The 16,081-nt window shown below is 67.2% G+C and carries 17 protein-coding genes and 1 tRNA gene; 10 read left to right on the forward strand and 8 right to left on the reverse strand.

What is annotated here, in order from left to right:
• Nucleotides 1–54: 54 nt before the first annotated feature.
• Nucleotides 55–660, reverse strand: a complete 606-nt coding sequence (locus tag AU072_RS01275) for a TetR/AcrR family transcriptional regulator (RefSeq protein ID WP_064350709.1) — start codon at nt 658–660, stop codon at nt 55–57.
• A gap of 159 nt (nt 661–819) precedes the next feature.
• On the opposite strand from AU072_RS01275, the gene AU072_RS01280 reads away from it, so the two are divergent.
• The 8 genes from AU072_RS01280 to pth all read left to right on the forward strand — a co-directional run bounded on the left by AU072_RS01280 (nt 820) and on the right by pth (nt 6,908).
• Nucleotides 820–891: transfer RNA gene (locus AU072_RS01280), tRNA-Gln, on the forward strand.
• Nucleotides 892–975: 84 nt separating this feature from the next.
• Nucleotides 976–2,454 carry a bifunctional UDP-N-acetylglucosamine diphosphorylase/glucosamine-1-phosphate N-acetyltransferase GlmU gene (gene glmU, locus AU072_RS01285; protein ID WP_064412047.1) on the forward strand — a complete coding sequence of 493 codons (1,479 nt, stop codon included), beginning with the start codon at nt 976–978 and terminating at the stop codon, nt 2,452–2,454.
• A gap of 92 nt (nt 2,455–2,546) precedes the next feature.
• The gene (locus tag AU072_RS01290; protein WP_064412048.1) at nt 2,547–3,527 is read left to right on the forward strand and encodes a ribose-phosphate diphosphokinase; all 981 of its coding nucleotides are present in this window, start codon (nt 2,547–2,549) and stop codon (nt 3,525–3,527) included.
• The gene (gene arsC / locus AU072_RS01295; protein WP_064412049.1) at nt 3,528–3,872 is read left to right on the forward strand and encodes an arsenate reductase (glutaredoxin); all 345 of its coding nucleotides are present in this window, start codon (nt 3,528–3,530) and stop codon (nt 3,870–3,872) included. It abuts the gene before it with no gap.
• Nucleotides 3,869–4,549: an LpqN/LpqT family lipoprotein gene (locus AU072_RS01300; protein WP_082680889.1), complete on the forward strand. Its 681-nt coding sequence runs from the start codon at nt 3,869–3,871 to the stop codon at nt 4,547–4,549. Before arsC ends, AU072_RS01300 begins: the two co-directional genes overlap by 4 nt.
• A 91-nt stretch (nt 4,550–4,640) precedes the next feature.
• A complete protein-coding gene (locus AU072_RS01305; protein WP_064412051.1) occupies nt 4,641–5,510 on the forward strand; it encodes an oxidoreductase in 870 nt (289 codons plus the stop codon).
• 135 nt (nt 5,511–5,645) lie between these two features.
• Entirely contained in the window at nt 5,646–6,323 is a 678-nt protein-coding gene (locus tag AU072_RS01310; RefSeq protein ID WP_064412052.1) for a 50S ribosomal protein L25/general stress protein Ctc, read from the forward strand.
• A gap of 6 nt (nt 6,324–6,329) precedes the next feature.
• A complete protein-coding gene (gene pth / locus AU072_RS01315; protein ID WP_064412053.1) occupies nt 6,330–6,908 on the forward strand; it encodes an aminoacyl-tRNA hydrolase in 579 nt (192 codons plus the stop codon).
• 2 nt (nt 6,909–6,910) lie between these two features.
• Here the strand turns inward: pth and AU072_RS01320 are convergent, their stop codons facing one another.
• From AU072_RS01320 to AU072_RS01330, 3 genes are all read right to left on the reverse strand, one after another.
• Nucleotides 6,911–7,618: a cutinase family protein gene (locus tag AU072_RS01320; RefSeq protein ID WP_064412054.1), complete on the reverse strand. Its 708-nt coding sequence runs from the start codon at nt 7,616–7,618 to the stop codon at nt 6,911–6,913.
• A 91-nt stretch (nt 7,619–7,709) separates the two neighbouring features.
• Nucleotides 7,710–8,870, reverse strand: coding sequence for an Rv3169 family protein (locus AU072_RS01325; protein ID WP_235629898.1), 1,161 nt, complete (start codon nt 8,868–8,870; stop codon nt 7,710–7,712).
• 9 nt (nt 8,871–8,879) lie between these two features.
• Nucleotides 8,880–9,812, reverse strand: a complete 933-nt coding sequence (locus tag AU072_RS01330) for a metal-dependent hydrolase (protein ID WP_064412056.1) — start codon at nt 9,810–9,812, stop codon at nt 8,880–8,882.
• A gap of 105 nt (nt 9,813–9,917) precedes the next feature.
• Here AU072_RS01330 and AU072_RS01335 point away from each other — a divergent pair, with 105 nt between their 5' ends.
• Complete coding sequence (locus AU072_RS01335) at nt 9,918–10,487, forward strand: TetR/AcrR family transcriptional regulator (RefSeq protein WP_064412057.1); 570 nt, start codon at nt 9,918–9,920, stop codon at nt 10,485–10,487.
• On the opposite strand, the gene AU072_RS01340 is transcribed toward AU072_RS01335, so the two are convergent.
• On the reverse strand, nt 10,462–11,304 hold the full coding sequence (locus tag AU072_RS01340) for an alpha/beta fold hydrolase (RefSeq protein ID WP_064412058.1): 843 nt from the start codon (nt 11,302–11,304) through the stop codon (nt 10,462–10,464). The genes AU072_RS01335 and AU072_RS01340 overlap by 26 nt on opposite strands.
• Nucleotides 11,305–11,386: 82 nt before the next feature.
• On the opposite strand from AU072_RS01340, the gene AU072_RS01345 reads away from it, so the two are divergent.
• Complete coding sequence (locus AU072_RS01345) at nt 11,387–12,436, forward strand: phosphotransferase family protein (RefSeq protein ID WP_064412059.1); 1,050 nt, start codon at nt 11,387–11,389, stop codon at nt 12,434–12,436.
• Here the strand turns inward: AU072_RS01345 and AU072_RS01350 are convergent.
• From AU072_RS01350 to AU072_RS01360, 3 genes are all read right to left on the reverse strand, one after another.
• Nucleotides 12,433–13,299: an ABC transporter permease gene (locus tag AU072_RS01350; RefSeq protein ID WP_064412060.1), complete on the reverse strand. Its 867-nt coding sequence runs from the start codon at nt 13,297–13,299 to the stop codon at nt 12,433–12,435. The two genes, AU072_RS01345 and AU072_RS01350, sit on opposite strands and share 4 nt — an antisense overlap.
• Nucleotides 13,296–14,255 (reverse strand): efflux ABC transporter ATPase subunit, DrrA-related, encoded by a 960-nt coding sequence (locus AU072_RS01355; protein ID WP_064412061.1) that lies wholly within the window; start codon nt 14,253–14,255, stop codon nt 13,296–13,298. Before AU072_RS01355 ends, AU072_RS01350 begins: the two co-directional genes overlap by 4 nt.
• 115 nt (nt 14,256–14,370) lie before the next feature.
• A complete protein-coding gene (locus AU072_RS01360) occupies nt 14,371–16,005 on the reverse strand; it encodes a fatty acyl-AMP ligase (protein WP_064412062.1) in 1,635 nt (544 codons plus the stop codon).
• Between the last annotated feature and the right edge of the window lie 76 nt (nt 16,006–16,081).

The raw sequence follows: 16,081 nt of genomic DNA on the forward strand, positions 1-16,081 counted from the left end.
GCCGAAACGCTTGCCGCGGCGAGGGTTTGCACCGATCCCGTGACGAGATCTACGTCACTCGTCGAGCAACGGCGGATCGTTCTCCAGATGCATCAGCCCGTTCCAGCACAGGTTGACCAGATGCGCGGCGACGACCTCCTTCTTGGGCTCACGCACATCGAGCCACCACTGCGCAGTCATCGACACCGAGCCGACCAACGCCTGCGCGTAGAGCGGCGCCATCTCAGGGTCCAGTCCGCGGCGCGAGAAGTCGCCGGCCAGGATCGAGGACACCTGGTTGACGGCCTCGTTGAGCAGTGTCGAATATGTGCTGCCCGAGGTGATCGACGCCGGGGAGTCGCGGATCAGGATGCGGAAGCCGTCGGTGCGCTCGTCGACGTAGGTCAGCAGGGCGAGTGCGACGCGTTCGATGCGCAGCCGCGAGCGGTTGTTGGTCATCCGGGTCAGCGACGAGGTGATCCCGTCGAGCAACGCCGACATCTCGCGGTCGACGACCACCGCGTACAGGCCCTCCTTACCGCCGAAGTGCTCGTAGACGACGGGCTTGGAGACGTTCGCGCGCTGGGCGATCTCCTCGATCGAGGTGCCCTCGTAGCCGCGCTCGGCGAAGAGTTTGCGCGCGACCTCGATGAGCTGGTGGCGCCGCTCGGCGCCCGTCATCCGCGCCCGCGGTGCCCTGACCTCCTTATCGGGTGCTGCCACGGTTACCAGGTTAGATGCAGATGTTGGGGTGGGGCGGCGATCACGCGGCGAGGCGGCGGCCGCGGGGAACAAACGAAGAGGGGTCCGGCGATTGGACTAGCATCACGAGTTGTTCCATCCGTCGTGGTGTAATCGGCAGCACCTCTGATTTTGGTTCAGATAGTTCAGGTTCGAGTCCTGGCGACGGAGCGATTTGGCCGCGATAGTGCGCTTACATACGGCGTGACCGGCGTGTCGCGTATGAAACCGCACATCCGATAGGCAGGAGACCGGATGACGGCAGCCCCTGAAACCGCGGTGGTCGTGCTCGCGGCCGGCGCCGGCACCCGGATGCGGTCCGACACCCCCAAAGTGCTGCACACGCTGGCGGGGCGCAGCATGCTCGCGCACGCCCTGCACGCGGTGGGCAAGGCGGCGCCTGCGCATCTGGTCGTCGTGGTCGGCAAGGACCGGGACCGGGTGAGGCCCGAGGTCGAGCGGCTGGCCACCGAGCTCGGGCGCCCGATCGTGACCGCGACCCAAGAGCAGCAGCTGGGCACCGGACACGCCGTGCAGTGCGGTTTGACGGCGCTGCCGCCCGACTTCGCCGGCACGGTGGTGGTCACTTCGGGCGATGTGCCGCTCCTCGACGCCGACACGCTGGCCGAGCTGATCAGCACGCACAACACGCGGCCGACCGCGGCGACCGTGCTGACCACCACGCTGCCCGACCCGACCGGTTACGGCCGGATCCTGCGCACCCAGGACGGCGAAGTGATGGGCATCGTCGAACAGGCCGACGCCAGCCCCGAACAGCGCGCGATCACTGAGGTCAACGCCGGGGTGTACGCGTTCGACGCCACCGCGCTGCGGTCCGCGCTGGGCCGGTTGAGCTCCGACAACGCCCAGCAGGAGCAGTATCTGACCGACGTCGTCTCGATCGTGCGCTCCGACGGGCTCGTCGTGCGGGCCAAGCATGTCGACGACTCGATGCTGGTGGCCGGGGTCAACGATCGCGTGCAGCTGGCCGAGCTGGGCACCGAGCTGAACCGCCGCATCGTGGCCACGCACCAGCGGGCCGGGGTCACCGTGGTCGATCCCGCCACGACGTGGATCGACGTCGACGTGACCATCGGCCGCGACACCGTCGTCAAGCCGGGCACCCAACTGCTCGAAGGCACCCGCATCGGCGGGCGGTGCGAGGTCGGGCCCGACACAACCTTGGCCGACGTCACGGTGGGTGACGGCGCGACGGTGTGCCGTACGCACGCCAGCTCCTCGGTGATCGGGGACGGCGCGACGGTCGGACCGTTCACCTACCTGCGGCCGGGCACCGTGCTGGGCGCCGACGGCAAGCTCGGCGCGTTCGTCGAGACCAAGAACTCGACCATCGGCACCGGCACCAAGGTGCCGCATCTGACATACGTCGGCGACGCCGACATCGGCGAGCACAGCAACATCGGGGCGTCCAGCGTTTTCGTCAACTACGACGGCGAGACCAAGAGCCGCACGACGATCGGCTCACACGTCCGGACCGGGTCGGACACGATGTTCGTCGCCCCGGTCACCGTCGGCGACGGCGCCTACACCGGGGCGGGGACCGTCGTGCGCGACGACGTGCCGCCGGGTGCGCTGGCCGTGTCGGCGGGCCCGCAGCGCAACATCGAGGGCTGGGTGACGCGCAAACGGCCGGGGTCGGCGGCGGCGCGGGCCGCGCAGCAGGCATCGGCCGACGAGGACGGGTCGGCTACCGATGACACGGAATCGCGGTGACCGGCAGTCAGCGATCTGGCCACCCGGACACGCCCGACGCGTCAAGCTACGTAGGATTACCCGGTATCGATCCCCGACCTTGAAGGCGCACTGTGGGCACCGAGTGGACCGACAATCGAAAAAATTTGATGTTGTTCTCGGGTCGGGCGCACCCCGAACTCGCTGAACAGGTCGCCAAGGAACTCGACGTACCCGTGACGGCGCAGACCGCGCGGGACTTCGCCAACGGCGAGATCTTCGTCCGATTCGACGAATCCGTCCGCGGCTGCGACGCCTTCGTGCTGCAGAGCCATCCCGCGCCGCTGAACCAGCACCTGATGGAACAGCTGATCATGATCGACGCGCTCAAGCGCGGCAGCGCCAAGCGGATCACCGCGATCCTTCCGTTCTATCCGTACGCACGGCAGGACAAGAAGCACCGCGGCCGTGAACCGATCTCGGCGCGGTTGGTCGCCGACCTGCTCAAGACCGCGGGTGCCGACCGGATCGTCACCGTCGACCTGCACACCGACCAGATCCAGGGCTTCTTCGACGGACCCGTCGACCACATGCGGGCGCAGAAGCTGCTCACCGGGTACATCGCCGAGCACTACTCCCATCACGACATGGTGGTCGTCTCGCCCGATTCCGGTCGGGTGCGCGTCGCCGAGAAGTGGGCGGACTCCCTCGGTGGCGTTCCGCTGGCGTTCATCCACAAGACGCGCGACCCGCTCAAACCCAATGAGGTGGTGTCCAACCGCGTCGTCGGCGACGTACGGGGCAAAACCTGTGTGTTGACCGACGACATGATCGACACCGGCGGCACCATCGCCGGTGCGGTCAAGCTGCTCAAGGCCGACGGTGCGGGCGATGTGATCATCGCCGCGACGCACGGCGTGCTGTCGGATCCGGCCCGCGAGCGGTTGGCCGATTCGGGCGCCTGCGAGGTGATCGTCACCAACACGCTGCCGATCGGCGAGGACAAACAGTTCCCGCAGTTGACCGTGCTGTCGATCGCCCCGCTGCTGGCGAACACGATCCGCGCGGTGTTCGACAACGGCTCAGTCACCAGCCTCTTCGACGGGTCGGCATAGATGTCCGACAACGTCATCTACCACAACCCCAAGTGCTCGACCTCGCGGAAGACGTTGGACTTGTTGCGGGAGAACGGGATCGAGCCGACGGTGGTGCAGTATCTCAAGACGCCGCCGAGTCGCGCCGAGCTGGAGAAGATGATCTCCGACGCCGGTATCGACGTGCGCACCGCCGTACGTAAGAAGGAGGCGTTGTACCGCGAACTGGGGTTGGCCGACGCCTCCGACGACGAGCTCCTCGACGCGATGGCCGCCAACCCGATCCTGATCGAGCGGCCGTTCGTCGTCACGCCGAAGGGCACCCGGCTGGCCCGACCGATCGACGCGGTACGCGAGATTCTGTGAGCCGTCGAGGCTTTCAAGTTCTTGCCGCTGCGGTGACGGTCGTCGGCATCGCCGTTGTGTCCGGTTGCGGCACCGAACCGCCCGACTACCAGTCGGTGTGGTCGACGTCGCCGTCGCCGACGTCGACCGCCGCCGCGCCGGATGACAAGCCGGTGCCCATCGCGGCTTTCCTGGAGCAGGCCGGTGTGACCGGCGATCCGGTGTTCCCCGAGAAGCTCACCGATCTGACGGTCTCGTATCCGACACCGGCCGGGTGGGAGCCGTACTTCAACACCAACTTCGCGCCCGGAACCAGGGTGATCGCCAAGGGCGAGACGTACCCGATCGCGATGCTGGTGGTGATGAAGTTGACCGGTGACTTCGATCCGCGCGAGGCGATCAAGCACGGCTATGTCGACGCCGAGATGTCGCAGAACTTCAAGCGCCTCAACGCGTCGATGGACGATTTCAAGGGTTTCCCGTCGGCGATGATCGAGGGCAGCTACGACCTCAACGGCACCCGGATGCACAGCTACAACCGCATCGTGATCGCGACCGGCGCACCGCCCGCCAAGCAGCGCTATCTCGTCCAGTTCACGGTGACGGGTTACGCCCAGAAGGCCGCCGAGGAGGCGCCCGACATCGAGAAGATCATCGGCGGGTTCAACGTCGCCGTCCCCAAACCACCGCCGAAGTAGCCCCTGTTTCTGCGCGAGCATTCCAGCAGGAAAAGTGCGAGTAGCGGCCTGCGCGAATGCCATTTCGCGCCAACTCACTAGGGTGGTCGGCATGAGTTGGACTGCCGCGGATCTGCCCTCCTTCGCCGGACGCACCGTCATCGTCACCGGCGCCAACAGCGGCATCGGTTTGATCACGGCGCGCGAGCTGGCCGGCGCGGGCGCCAAGGTCATCCTCGCCGTGCGCAACACCGCCAAAGGTGACGAGGCCGCGGGCACGATCACGGGCGATGTCGAGGTCCGCAAGCTGGACCTGCAGGACCTGGCGTCGGTGCGCGCGTTCGCCGACGGCGTCGAGGCGGTCGACGTGCTGGTCAACAATGCCGGCATCATGGCTGTCCCCTACGCGTTGACGGTCGACGGGTTCGAGAGCCAGATCGGCACCAACCATCTCGGTCACTTCGCCCTGACGAACCTGCTGCTGCCCAAGATCAGCGACCGGGTGGTAACGGTGTCCTCGGTCATGCATTTCCTCGGCCGGATCAACCTCAAGGACCTCAACTGGAAGGCCCGGCCGTATCTGGCGTGGCCGGCCTACGGTCAGTCGAAGCTCGCGAACCTGCTGTTCACGTCGGATCTGCAGCGTCGACTCGACGAGGTGGGCTCGCAGATCCGGGCGATCGCCGCGCATCCGGGCTATTCCGCGACGAACCTGCAGGGCCAGACGGGCAACCCGATCGGAACGCGCTTCTGGCTCGCCGCCAACCGGCTGTTCGCCACCGAGCCCGAGTTCGGTGCCCGCCAGACCCTGTACGCGGTGGCCGAGGACCTGCCGGGTGACACGTTCGTCGGCCCGCGCTTCGGTAGTCGCGGGCCCACCGGGCCGACGGGCTTCCGCAGCCCGCTGGCTCGCGACGGCCGGACGGCGAGCGCGCTGTGGGAGCTCTCCGAGCAGCTCACCGACACCAAGTTCCCGCTCTGATTTGGGCCTGACCGGCGTTTCCGGCTACCCTGGCCGGTGATCACGGCGAGGGTGGCCCCGCAGGCCACCGTTATCGACGCGAACCTTTGTGGTTGAGCCCCGCCGTGCCGAGCACACGACAGGAGGACCCACATCATGGCGAAGAACGCCCCCAACAACCTGACCGCCGCGGTCCGCACCGAGACCGGCAAGGGCGCATCGCGCCGCGCCCGCCGCAACGGCAAGGTGCCCGCGGTTCTCTACGGTCACGGCGCCGATCCGCAGCACCTCGAACTCGACGGCCATGACTTCGCGGCCGTCCTGCGCCGTGCGGGCACCAACGCGGTGCTGACGCTCGACGTCGACGGCAAGGAGCAGCTCGCACTGACCAAGGCCCTCGACATCCACCCGATCCGGCGCACCATCACGCACGCCGATCTGCTCGTCGTGCGCCGTGGCGAGAAGGTGGTCGTCGAGGTCAACGTCATCATCGAGGGTGAGGCGGTGCCCGGCACGCTTGTCACCCAGGACGCCAGCACCGTCGAGGTCGAGGCCGACGCGCTGTCGATCCCCCAGCAGCTGACGGTGTCCGTCGAGGGTGTCGAGGCCGGCACGCAGTTCACCGCGGGTTCCATCGAGCTGCCCTCGGGCGTCTCGCTGATCTCGGATCCGGAGATGCTGGTGGTCAACGTCGTCGAGGCGCCGTCTGCCGAGGAACTCGAGGCCGAGGGCGGCGGAGAGGCGCCGGAGGAGGCAGCCGCCGAGGTCGCCGAGGCCACCGACGAGGGCGAGGGCGAGTCGGCCGAAGCGGCACCCGCCGAAGAATCCGAGTAGACCGGCATGGCCGAACCACTTCTCGTGGTCGGCCTGGGCAATCCGGGACCGCAATACGCCACCACGCGGCACAACCTCGGGTTCCTCGTCGCCGACATCCTCGCCGACCGCATGGGTTCGGGGTTCAAGGTGCACAAGAAGTCCGGCGCCGAGGTGGTCACCGGCCACCTCGCCGGACGCTCGGTGGTGTTGGCCAAACCGCGTACCTACATGAACGAGTCGGGCCGGCAGGTCGGGCCACTGGCCAAGTTCTATTCGGTGCCGGTGGCCGACATCGTCGTGATCCACGACGAGCTCGACATCGACTTCGGCCGGATACGGCTGAAGTTCGGTGGCGGCGTGGCCGGGCACAACGGCCTACGGTCAGTGGCTTCGTCGTTGGGCAGCAACGACTTTCAACGCGTCCGCATCGGCATCGGCCGCCCGCCCGGCCGCACCGAAGGCGCCAAGTTCGTGCTGAGCACCTTCACCTCCGCGGAGTGGAAGGAAGTCCCGACGATCTGTGAGCAGGCCGCCGACGCCACGGAGATCCTGGTGGCACAGGGCGTGGAACCGGCGCAGAACATCGTTCACGCCTGGGGCTGACCTCAACCGCCGGCGTGGCCGGACAGCGTGGTGATTGGCGCCCCGGCACCGAGGCGCTCGGCGGTGAACTGCGCGGCCTGCGCGGCGAGCCCTGTCTCGACGTAGAGGCTGTGCGCCGCGACATCGTTTCCGTTGGAGCACACCGGATCCGCGCCATTGCACAGGTCGATGGCCTTGGCCCCGTAGCCCGGGCTCAGCGCGGTGAGCGGACCGCCGAGCAGACGGATCGACGGATTGCCGAACACCGCCACCGCGGCGACGTGGTCGGCCACCGCGGCCGGCATCGGCTGAGTGAAGCCGAGCGTCGGTGTGTTCGCCAGGGCGATGGCGTCGACGACGGCTGCACCCTGTGAGTAGCCGCCGAGCACGATCCTGGTGTCCGGGCAGGTGGTCGCGATGTTCTGGACGAAGATGCTGGCGTCGTTTGCGCCCTCGGCAGCGCGCAGAAAGTCCCGTGTCGCAGGATAATTGACCGGATAGACGGCGACGGACTTGTTCCCCACGAGCGGTCGCAACGCGTCGACGAACGCCTGGCCGACGCGGCCGACGCCCGCCGGTTCCCCGGTGCCGCGAGCGAACACCACCTGGACATCGGGACACTCGCCGGTGGGCGCCGCGACGGCAGGTGCTGCCGACATCAGCGCTGCACCCGAGATGAGCCCTGCCGCAACCATGATCATCAGCCGACGCAGCGGCAGTCTCGTCTTCATGCATGGCCAAACGCCGAGGCGACGACGATGTATTCCGCGTGCGCCCGGCGGCCCTCGTCACAGTGCTTGGCCGCGGAATCGGGGCATCGATTCAGAGGAACGAGTTCTCGGCGGTGAGCCCCCGCTCGGGGAACTCCCCCAGTGCGAACGTCTCGGCGTTGCCGAGCCCGGAACCGCCGCCCACCGGATCGTCCACGCGGACCAGGAGATCGCGCAGTTGATGCAGCTTGCGCGCGTTCTCTGCGGAGTCGCAGTCGGTCACGTGGTAACCCTCGACCCGCAGATCGCCCACCCACTGGCCGTAAACCCAGTCGTTCCAGCCGTAATACCCGGCCGTGCCGAGGTGAAAGCCCGTCGGCCCGGCCGCGGTGATCGTCAGCGGCCGGCGCGACCCATCGGAGTCGATCAACGTGACCGTCCCGTGGGTCAGTCGCCGGTTCTCGTCGTTGAAGTGCAGATCCTGCTCCACCGAGGCAAATCGGTGTGACGTCCCGTCGTCGTTCTGTTGTTCTGCCTGACAACGGATTTCGAGGAATCCGTCGCCGCGCTCCTCCTGGTACATCACGAACAGCGAGTACGCCGAGCCGTCCGGGCGCGTCAGCGTCATCGGCAGCCAGGTCATGAACATCTGCTTGATCTTGCGGCCGCCGCGAGGCAGGCCGGGGATGGGTTTGCCGACCCCGGGCCGCAGGCCCCAGGAATGGTCCCGTACCGAAATCCACTCGTCGGCTTGGATCTCGGTACGGCGGCCGTCGACCTCGACCCAGCCCGACGCCACCCCGATCTGGTGGTAGCGCAACACATTATGGGTGACGCGGTAGCCGTCCGGGCTGCGGTCGGGCCACGGATCCTCCAGCGCCGCGTCGAAGCTCCCCCGCATGACGACGTCGAAACAGATCGGTGCGTGTTCGGTCGCCTCCAGGCTCACCTGAATAGACCGCAGCGGTTCGAGCACGCGATAGCGGATCGGCCCGACCTCGGTCGAGGAGGGGTCGGCCGACAGGCGGCGTCCGGCGCGCACGGTCCACTGCTCGGTGCCGCGGCACACCCCGGCCGCACCGTCGAACACCCCACGGTTGGTGTACTTTCCGACGCCGAGGACGACCTGCAGCGAATTGTCCCGTGCATGCGCCAGCGTCCAGATCTTCTCCGTCCACGATGGATCCGATTGGCTGACCGTCGCGAACGTGTCGACGATCTGGTGGGTGAGCGACTCGTCTTCGGGTACCAGACCGCCGTAGTTCGTCGTCAACAATCGATGTCACCTTCCCGTGGTACCCGACGACCGGGCGAACGTCGTCATGTCTGCGCCGCTGTCGTAGGCGCGCATCCAGGTCTGCGCCCACGCGGGCAGCGGTTGGTCGGCCGGGTCGTGGTACGGCATCTGCGAAAGCGCCAGCCGCCACACCATTTTCGCCAGATCGCCGGTGGGCACCGGTTGGAAGATCGTCGGCGCTCCCCCGCCGTCGCGCAGGCGGCGCACGATGGGCAGGCGGTGTCTGAGCTCACCGGTCAAGAAGTCGCCGGACAACATTTCGCGGGTGGAGACGCCGCGATCCTCGATCGGCACCACCTCGTCGAACACTTTCGCGATCGCGTCGGCGATGGCGCCGACATGGCTGAACGTTCTTTTGATGTGCTTGACGCGCGACCACGGGTGGGGGTTGACGTGGTTGCACAGGATCAGCCCCGAACTGCGGTGCTCGATCTCCTCGACGAAGTGCCACATCATCAGCGAGGCGACCCGGACATCGCCCCCGCCGAACAGCGAATCACGGTGGTCGAGAATCACTTTGAACAGCGGGGTGAAGGTGGCTTCCAGGTTCGCGATGTAGGCCAGGTGGAAGGCGACCGGCTCGTTGTTCAGCAACTCGTCATAGGCCGCGCAGGCGTCGGCGTAGCACTGTTCGAGGTCGGGGTAGCGGTCGATCAGCGCGAGCATGTGCTTACGATGCGCCGCGGCATGCTGCGCCTCCTGCTTGAGGAATCCCTTGGCCTCGGCCGCGACGTGGGGGCTTTCGGCCAACCGGTCCTCGGCCATCCGCACCGCGCTGACGATGTAGCGTTCGAACGGCACCGCGATGAAGGTGAACGCGTTGCAGAACAGTCCGAAATTCGGGTTGGCCGGCTGCCACATGAACGGCACCGACGCGTCGAACTCCCATCCGATCTTGCGGACGATGAGGTCGGGCACCGTTGCTCTCCTCCGCACCGGATGCGACATTGCTTCAATCCGGTGGCGCTCGGGTTTGATGTAGCGTAAGTGTGACATTTGACCCCATAGATGTAAAGGTTGAACATGGCCCGCACCGAGGATGCCGAGCAGTCGCGGCGGCGCATCCTCGCCGCGACCTTCGTGGTGCTGGCCCGAGACGGTCGGCGAAAGTTGCAGCTGTCCGATGTCGCCGCCGAGGCAGGTGTGTCTCGTCCGACCCTGTACCGCCACTTCGGTTCGAAGGAGGGGTTGCTCGAGGCCTTCGCCCTCTACGAGCAGGACAACTTCGACGCGGGAATCGCGAGCGCGATGACGGGTCTCGTGGGCCCCGACCGCCTCGACGCGGCGTTGCGCTTCATCGTCGAGTTCCAGAGCACCTACTCACTCGGGTCGCTCGCCGATGTGGAACCCGAACACGTGCTTGCACAGATGAGGCGGGTGTTGCCGATCATGCACGAGCGGGTCGCGCGGATCATTCCCGGCGACAACAAGGACGTCGCCGCGGCGGCCGTGGTTCGCATCGCCGTGTGTCACTACCTGCTCGGTGGCGGCAGCCCCGAGAACTTCCTCGCCGAGCTGCGCCACGCCGCGGGGCTCGACGCCGCGCGCAACGGACGTTCCGCGTCGCTCAGTCGGCGCCCAGCCAGTCGGTGATCTTGGCCGCGATCAGCCCGGGCTGTTCGAGGTGCAGGAAGTGGCCGACACCGTCGAGGACTTCATACGACGACCCGGCGGTCGGCAGGTACTGATCCAGGTCGCCCAGCAGCTCAGCGCCTATCGCGCCGTCCTGCAGACCGTGCAGGTAGAGCGTCGGGACCGGGGGCGGCACCGCCGTCGCCGCGGCCTCGTCGACGGCGTCCGGGTCGTCGAACTCGGGATTGAACGACGCGCGGTACGGCCCGACGACGTCGGTGATGTTCTCGGCGGTGACATGGCGTCGCAGTTCGGCGATGTCTTGCGCACAGTCGTATTCCGGCGACCAGTCCGCCCACAGAGACTCCCAGAAGCCGGGTGCGAGCAACGCCGCCTCGGCCAACCCGGCCTGCTGGATGAACCAGATGTAGAACGACCGTTTGAGTTGCCGATAGGTGAACAGGCCGGTCGCCAGCGCACCGATCGGCGGTACGGCGAGCGCCACGAAACGCCCGAACACCGGGGACGGGCCCGCGACCACGCCGTAGCCGGCGTGCGCACCCCAATCGTGTCCGATCAGCACGGCGCGGTCGTCGGCTCCGCCGGCCTGGGCCACCTGGCGCACATGACGCACGTAGGTGCCCACGCTGACCGGGCGCCCGACCGGTGCGTCGTATCCGGGGAGCCACGGCGCGACGACGCGGTAACCGTGGCCGACCAGATGCGGCCCGAGGTGGCGCCAGGTGAACGGGGTGTCGGGGAAGCCGTGGACCAGGACCGCCAGTGGCCGGTCGTGGTCGTCGATGTCGCCGAAGATGACAGCCTGCTGTCGGGTCACGCGGTGAGCGTATTACATACGAACCATCAGATGTAACGACTTGAGCCTTTACATCGCACCGGCCGCGTGTAAGCCTTTCTGCATGGCGGGCATCGCTCTGGTCAGACGCGACCTCGAGGAGACCCGCGCGAGGCTGCGGGACTGGTTCGCCCACCGGCATACCGACGAGGTGGTGGTGTCCGAACTGCGGCCTGCGAACCGGGCCGCGGGGTGGTCGAGCGAAACACTGGTGTTCGCCGCCGAAATCGGCGGACGACGCAGCGAACATGTCATCCGGATACCGCCCGCGGGCGGCGGTATCTTTCCCGACTACGACCTCGACGCGCAGGCCGCGACGCAGAGACTCCTCCACGAACACGGCGTCGCGACCCCGTCACCGATCGTCTACGAGCCCGACGAGTCGTGGATCGGTTCGAAATTCCTTGTGATGCCGCGGATCCTCGGTCACACCCCGTCGGACACCAGCTATGCGACCCGCGGTTGGCTGCACGACGCCGGCGTGACCGTGCAACGCCGTGTGCACGACTCGTTCCTCGAAACGTTGGCGCGGTTGCATCGGGTGCCGCCCGAACAGGCCCCGTGGCTGGCGCGTCCCGAGGGCGTCGGCGTCAGCGCCGAACTCGAGTGGTGGCGGGAGTACGTCAGATGGGGCACCGACGACCGGGTTCCCGATGTCATCACCGAGGCGTTCGACTGGTTGACACGTCGCATGCCCGCTGTCACAACCGATTTGAGTATCTGCTGGGGCGATGCGCGGTTGTCCAACGCCATCTTCGACGATTCCGGTCAACTGGTCGGCGCACTCGACTGGGAGCAGGCCTGCGTGTGCCCCGCTGAAGCCGACGTCGCGTGGTGGCTGGCCACCCGCAAGCAGATGCTCGAGGTCAACGGATTGGACCTCGACCCCGAACTGGAAGGCTTCGACAGCCGCGACTCGGTTGTCGGACGCTACGAGGAGATGTTGGGCAGGCCACTGCGAGATCTCGACTGGTACGAGATATTCGCGATGGTCCGCATGGGCTGCTGCATCCTGCGGACGCAGGTGCTGTTGCGGGCGACCGGTCAGTCGGAGCACTTCCTGACCAGGGCGCCGATCCTGCCCGCGTGGACGGTCGCGGCGATTCGCGCCTAGCGGCCGGTGCGGCGGGCGTAGGCGCGCAGGGCGAACGGCGCGAAGACCGCCGTCAGCAGCAGGGACCAGATGACGGTTGCCAGCACCGGATGGTGCAGCGGCAGCTGCGCATCGGGCGGGGCGGGTCCGCCGTTGCCCCACAGTTGGCGCATCGCCTGAGCCAGCGATGACACCGGGTTCCACTCGGCGATGACCCGCAGCCAGCGAGGCATCGGCTCTGTTGGGACAAATGTGTTGGCCAGGAACGTGATCGGGAACAAGACGGTGAACATCACCCCGTTGACGGCTTCGACGGTACGCAGCAGTGAGCCGATCAGGATGCCGAACCAGATCATTCCGAACCCGAAGACGAGGACCAGAGCGAAGGCCAGCACCGCCTCGGCGACGCTGCCGCGGATGCGCCAGCCGATCGCCAGGCCCGTCAGCGCCATCACCACCACGCCCAGCGACGAGTGGAGCAAGCTGGCGATGCTGCGACCGATGAGCACCGACGACCGTGAGATCGGCAGCGACCGGAACCGGTCGATGATTCCCTTCTCGATGTCGGCGGTGATACCGGATGCCACGACGAACGCCGAGAACACGATGGTCTGCGCCTGGATGCCCGGCAGCAGGAACTCGCGGTAGTTGGTGCCTCCCGGGTTGGGTATCGATGCGCCGAACACGAACGCGAACAGCAACACGAACATGATGGGTTGGGTGGTGACGTCGCTGAGCATCTCGGGCATACGCTTGGTGTGGATCATGTTGCGTTTGACCATGATCCAGGACTGTTGGGCGATGTTGGTGCGCCGAACCGAGACTCGTTGCCCCGCAGCATGCGCCGGCGGCGCCACGGTCGTGGCGTCACCTTCGGCGGTCATGCGCCGTCCTCCTGTTCGCTGCGGTGACCGGTCAGCGAGAGGAAGACGTCGTCGAGGCTCGGACGCGACAACCCGATGTCGTCGACGGCGATGTTGTTGTCCCGCAGCCGACCCGCGACGCGGATCATGTCGTCGAGACCGTCGGCGGCTGCGGTCAATTCACGTGCGCCGACGTTTACGAACACTTCGCTTCCGTCCTCGGCGAGCAGCGCCTCGGCGGCGGGAAGGTCCTCGGCGCTGGTCACGGTGACGACCAGGCTGGCGTTGCCTGCCTGCTGTTTGAGCTGAAGTGGCGAGCCCTCGGCGATGATGCGCCCCTTGTCGATCACCAGGATGTTGTCCGCGAGCTGATCGGCCTCTTCGAGGTACTGCGTGGTCAGCAGCAGCGTGGTGCCTTGATCGACGAGATCCCGCAGCGTTTCCCATAATTCGCTACGGCTGCGCGGATCCAGCCCGGTGGTCGGCTCGTCGAGGAACAACACCGGCGGCGAGGCGAGCAGGCTCACCGCGAGATCGAGCCGGCGACGCATGCCGCCCGAGTATGACTTCACCACGCGATCGGCGGCGTCGGCGATCGAAAACTGTTCGAGCAGTTGATCACCCAGCCGGGTGAGGTCTTTGCGGCGGATGCCGTAGAGCCCGCCGATCATCCGGATGTTCTCGCGGCCGGTGAGCAGCTCGTCGACGGTGGCGACCTGCCCGGTCAGACCCATGTTGCGGCGCACCTGATCGGGTTCGCGGACGACGTCGTAGCCGGCGACGCGGGCGGTGCCGCTGGTGGGTGCGGTCAACGTCGTCATCATCCGCACCGTGGTGGTCTTGCCGGCGCCGTTGGGGCCCAGCAGGCCGAGCACGGTGCCGGGAGGAACGGTGAAGCTGACATGGTCGACGGCCGGTTCGCCGTCGCCGAAACGCTTTACAAGATCGATCGCTTCGACGGCGGGTGCAGAAGACATGGCACCGACCGTATCGACATGGAGCGACCGCTCGTTACGTGGCGAGCGACCGCCAAGTGCACGCGCTACGCGGCGTGTCGTATGCCAAACACGGTCGCTCGCCCCAACTGGGGGTTTAGGTGACGAGCGAGACGGAGTTGCTGCGGCGCAGCTTGCCCGACGGCGTCTTGGGGATGGTGCCGGGTCCGAGCACGACGACGTTGCGCGGACGCACGTCGACCTCGCCGACCACCTCGTGGGCGACCTGCTGCTCGATCCGGCGCACCTCGACGGGATCCTGCCAGGCGTTGGACTCCACGGCGACGGCGAACGTCTCCCGCGAGTGGCCCGCGTCGAGGCGCACGGCGACGGCGCATCCCGGTCGGACCCCCTCGACACGGCAGGCGGCGCGTTCGATGTCGGTCGGATAGATGTTGCGGCCGGCCATGATGATGACGTCCTTGACCCGGCCGCACACGACGATGTTGCCTTCGTCGGTGATGTAGCCCAGGTCGCCGGTGTCGTACCAGCCGTGCTCGTCCTGCGCCGGGATGAATCCGCCCATGGTGATGTAGCCGGGCGTCAGGCATTCGCCGCGAAGCTCGATGACGCCGACGCCACGCGGGGGCATCACGTTGCCCTGCTCGTCGATGACGCGGGCCTCGAGGTCGCGCAGCAGCGGTCCCAGCGAGGCCAAGCGTCGGGTGTTGCCCTTGGTCGCCGGCACGGCGCGGCGCAGCGCGGCCAGCAGATCGGCGTCGACCTCGTCGACCACCAGACCCGCACCGCACGGGGAGAACGACACCGCGAGCGTGGTCTCGGCCATGCCGTAGGCGGGCAGGATCGCGTCGGGCTTCAGGCCGAACGGCTTGCCGGCATCCAGCAGGTCCTCGACGTCGGCGGGCTCGACGGGCTCGGCGCCCGACAGCGCGAACCGCAGCGTGGACAGGTCGAACTCACCCGGCTTGGCCTGACGGCGCAACCGCTTGGCGAACAGCGCATAGGCGAAGTTCGGCGCCGCGGTCATCGTGCCCTTGTACTTGTCGATGAGCTTGGCCCACAGCAGGGTGTCGCGCAGGAAGTCCATCGGCGTGACCTTGACCAGTTCCGCGCCGAAGTACATCGGGATGGTCAAAAAGCCGACCATGCCCATGTCGTGGAAGCACGGCAGCCAACTGACCATGACGTCCTTCTCGACGTCGTACTCGGCGCCGATGAACATCGCCTCGGCGTTGGAGTAGATGTTGCGGTGCGTGATCTGGACCGCCTTGGGAGATCCAGTCGAGCCGCTGGTCAATTGCATCAGCGCGAGATCGTCCTCGCCGACGTCGATCGGATCGATCGGATCGGAGGCCATCAGGTCCGTCACCGTGAGGACCGTGATGCCCTGCTCCTGAAGCACCGGGATGGCGACCATGAACGGTTCGGAGACGATGACGGCCTTGGCCTCGATCATCCGCACGACGTTCATCGTGTCCTCGGCCCAGACCGCGAGGTCGGTGCGCGGGGTGGGCTGGTGCAGCATGGTCAGGCTGGCGCCGCGCATCCACAGGCCCTGGGCGGTCGGGGCGATCTCGACAGGGAAGCCGGCCAGCACGCCGACCGCGTCGCCGAGGCCGATGCCGGCCTTCTCGAGGCCACCGGCGATGCAGCGCGCGCGCTCGTGCACCTCGCCCCAGGTGTGGCGGACGGGTTCGTACGGTTCACCGGTGACCATGCCCGTCGTCACGGTGCGGGCATTGCGGTACATCTTCTCGGTGAATCGGCTCACGACACCCTCCTCGGTTTCTGGAGCCGCTGCGCCTGCGGCATGGGGCTCAGCGCAAACAACCTCGTCACATGCTCCG

This window comes from Mycolicibacterium novocastrense, assembly GCF_001499835.1.
GTDB lineage: Bacteria > Actinomycetota > Actinomycetes > Mycobacteriales > Mycobacteriaceae > Mycobacterium > Mycobacterium novocastrense.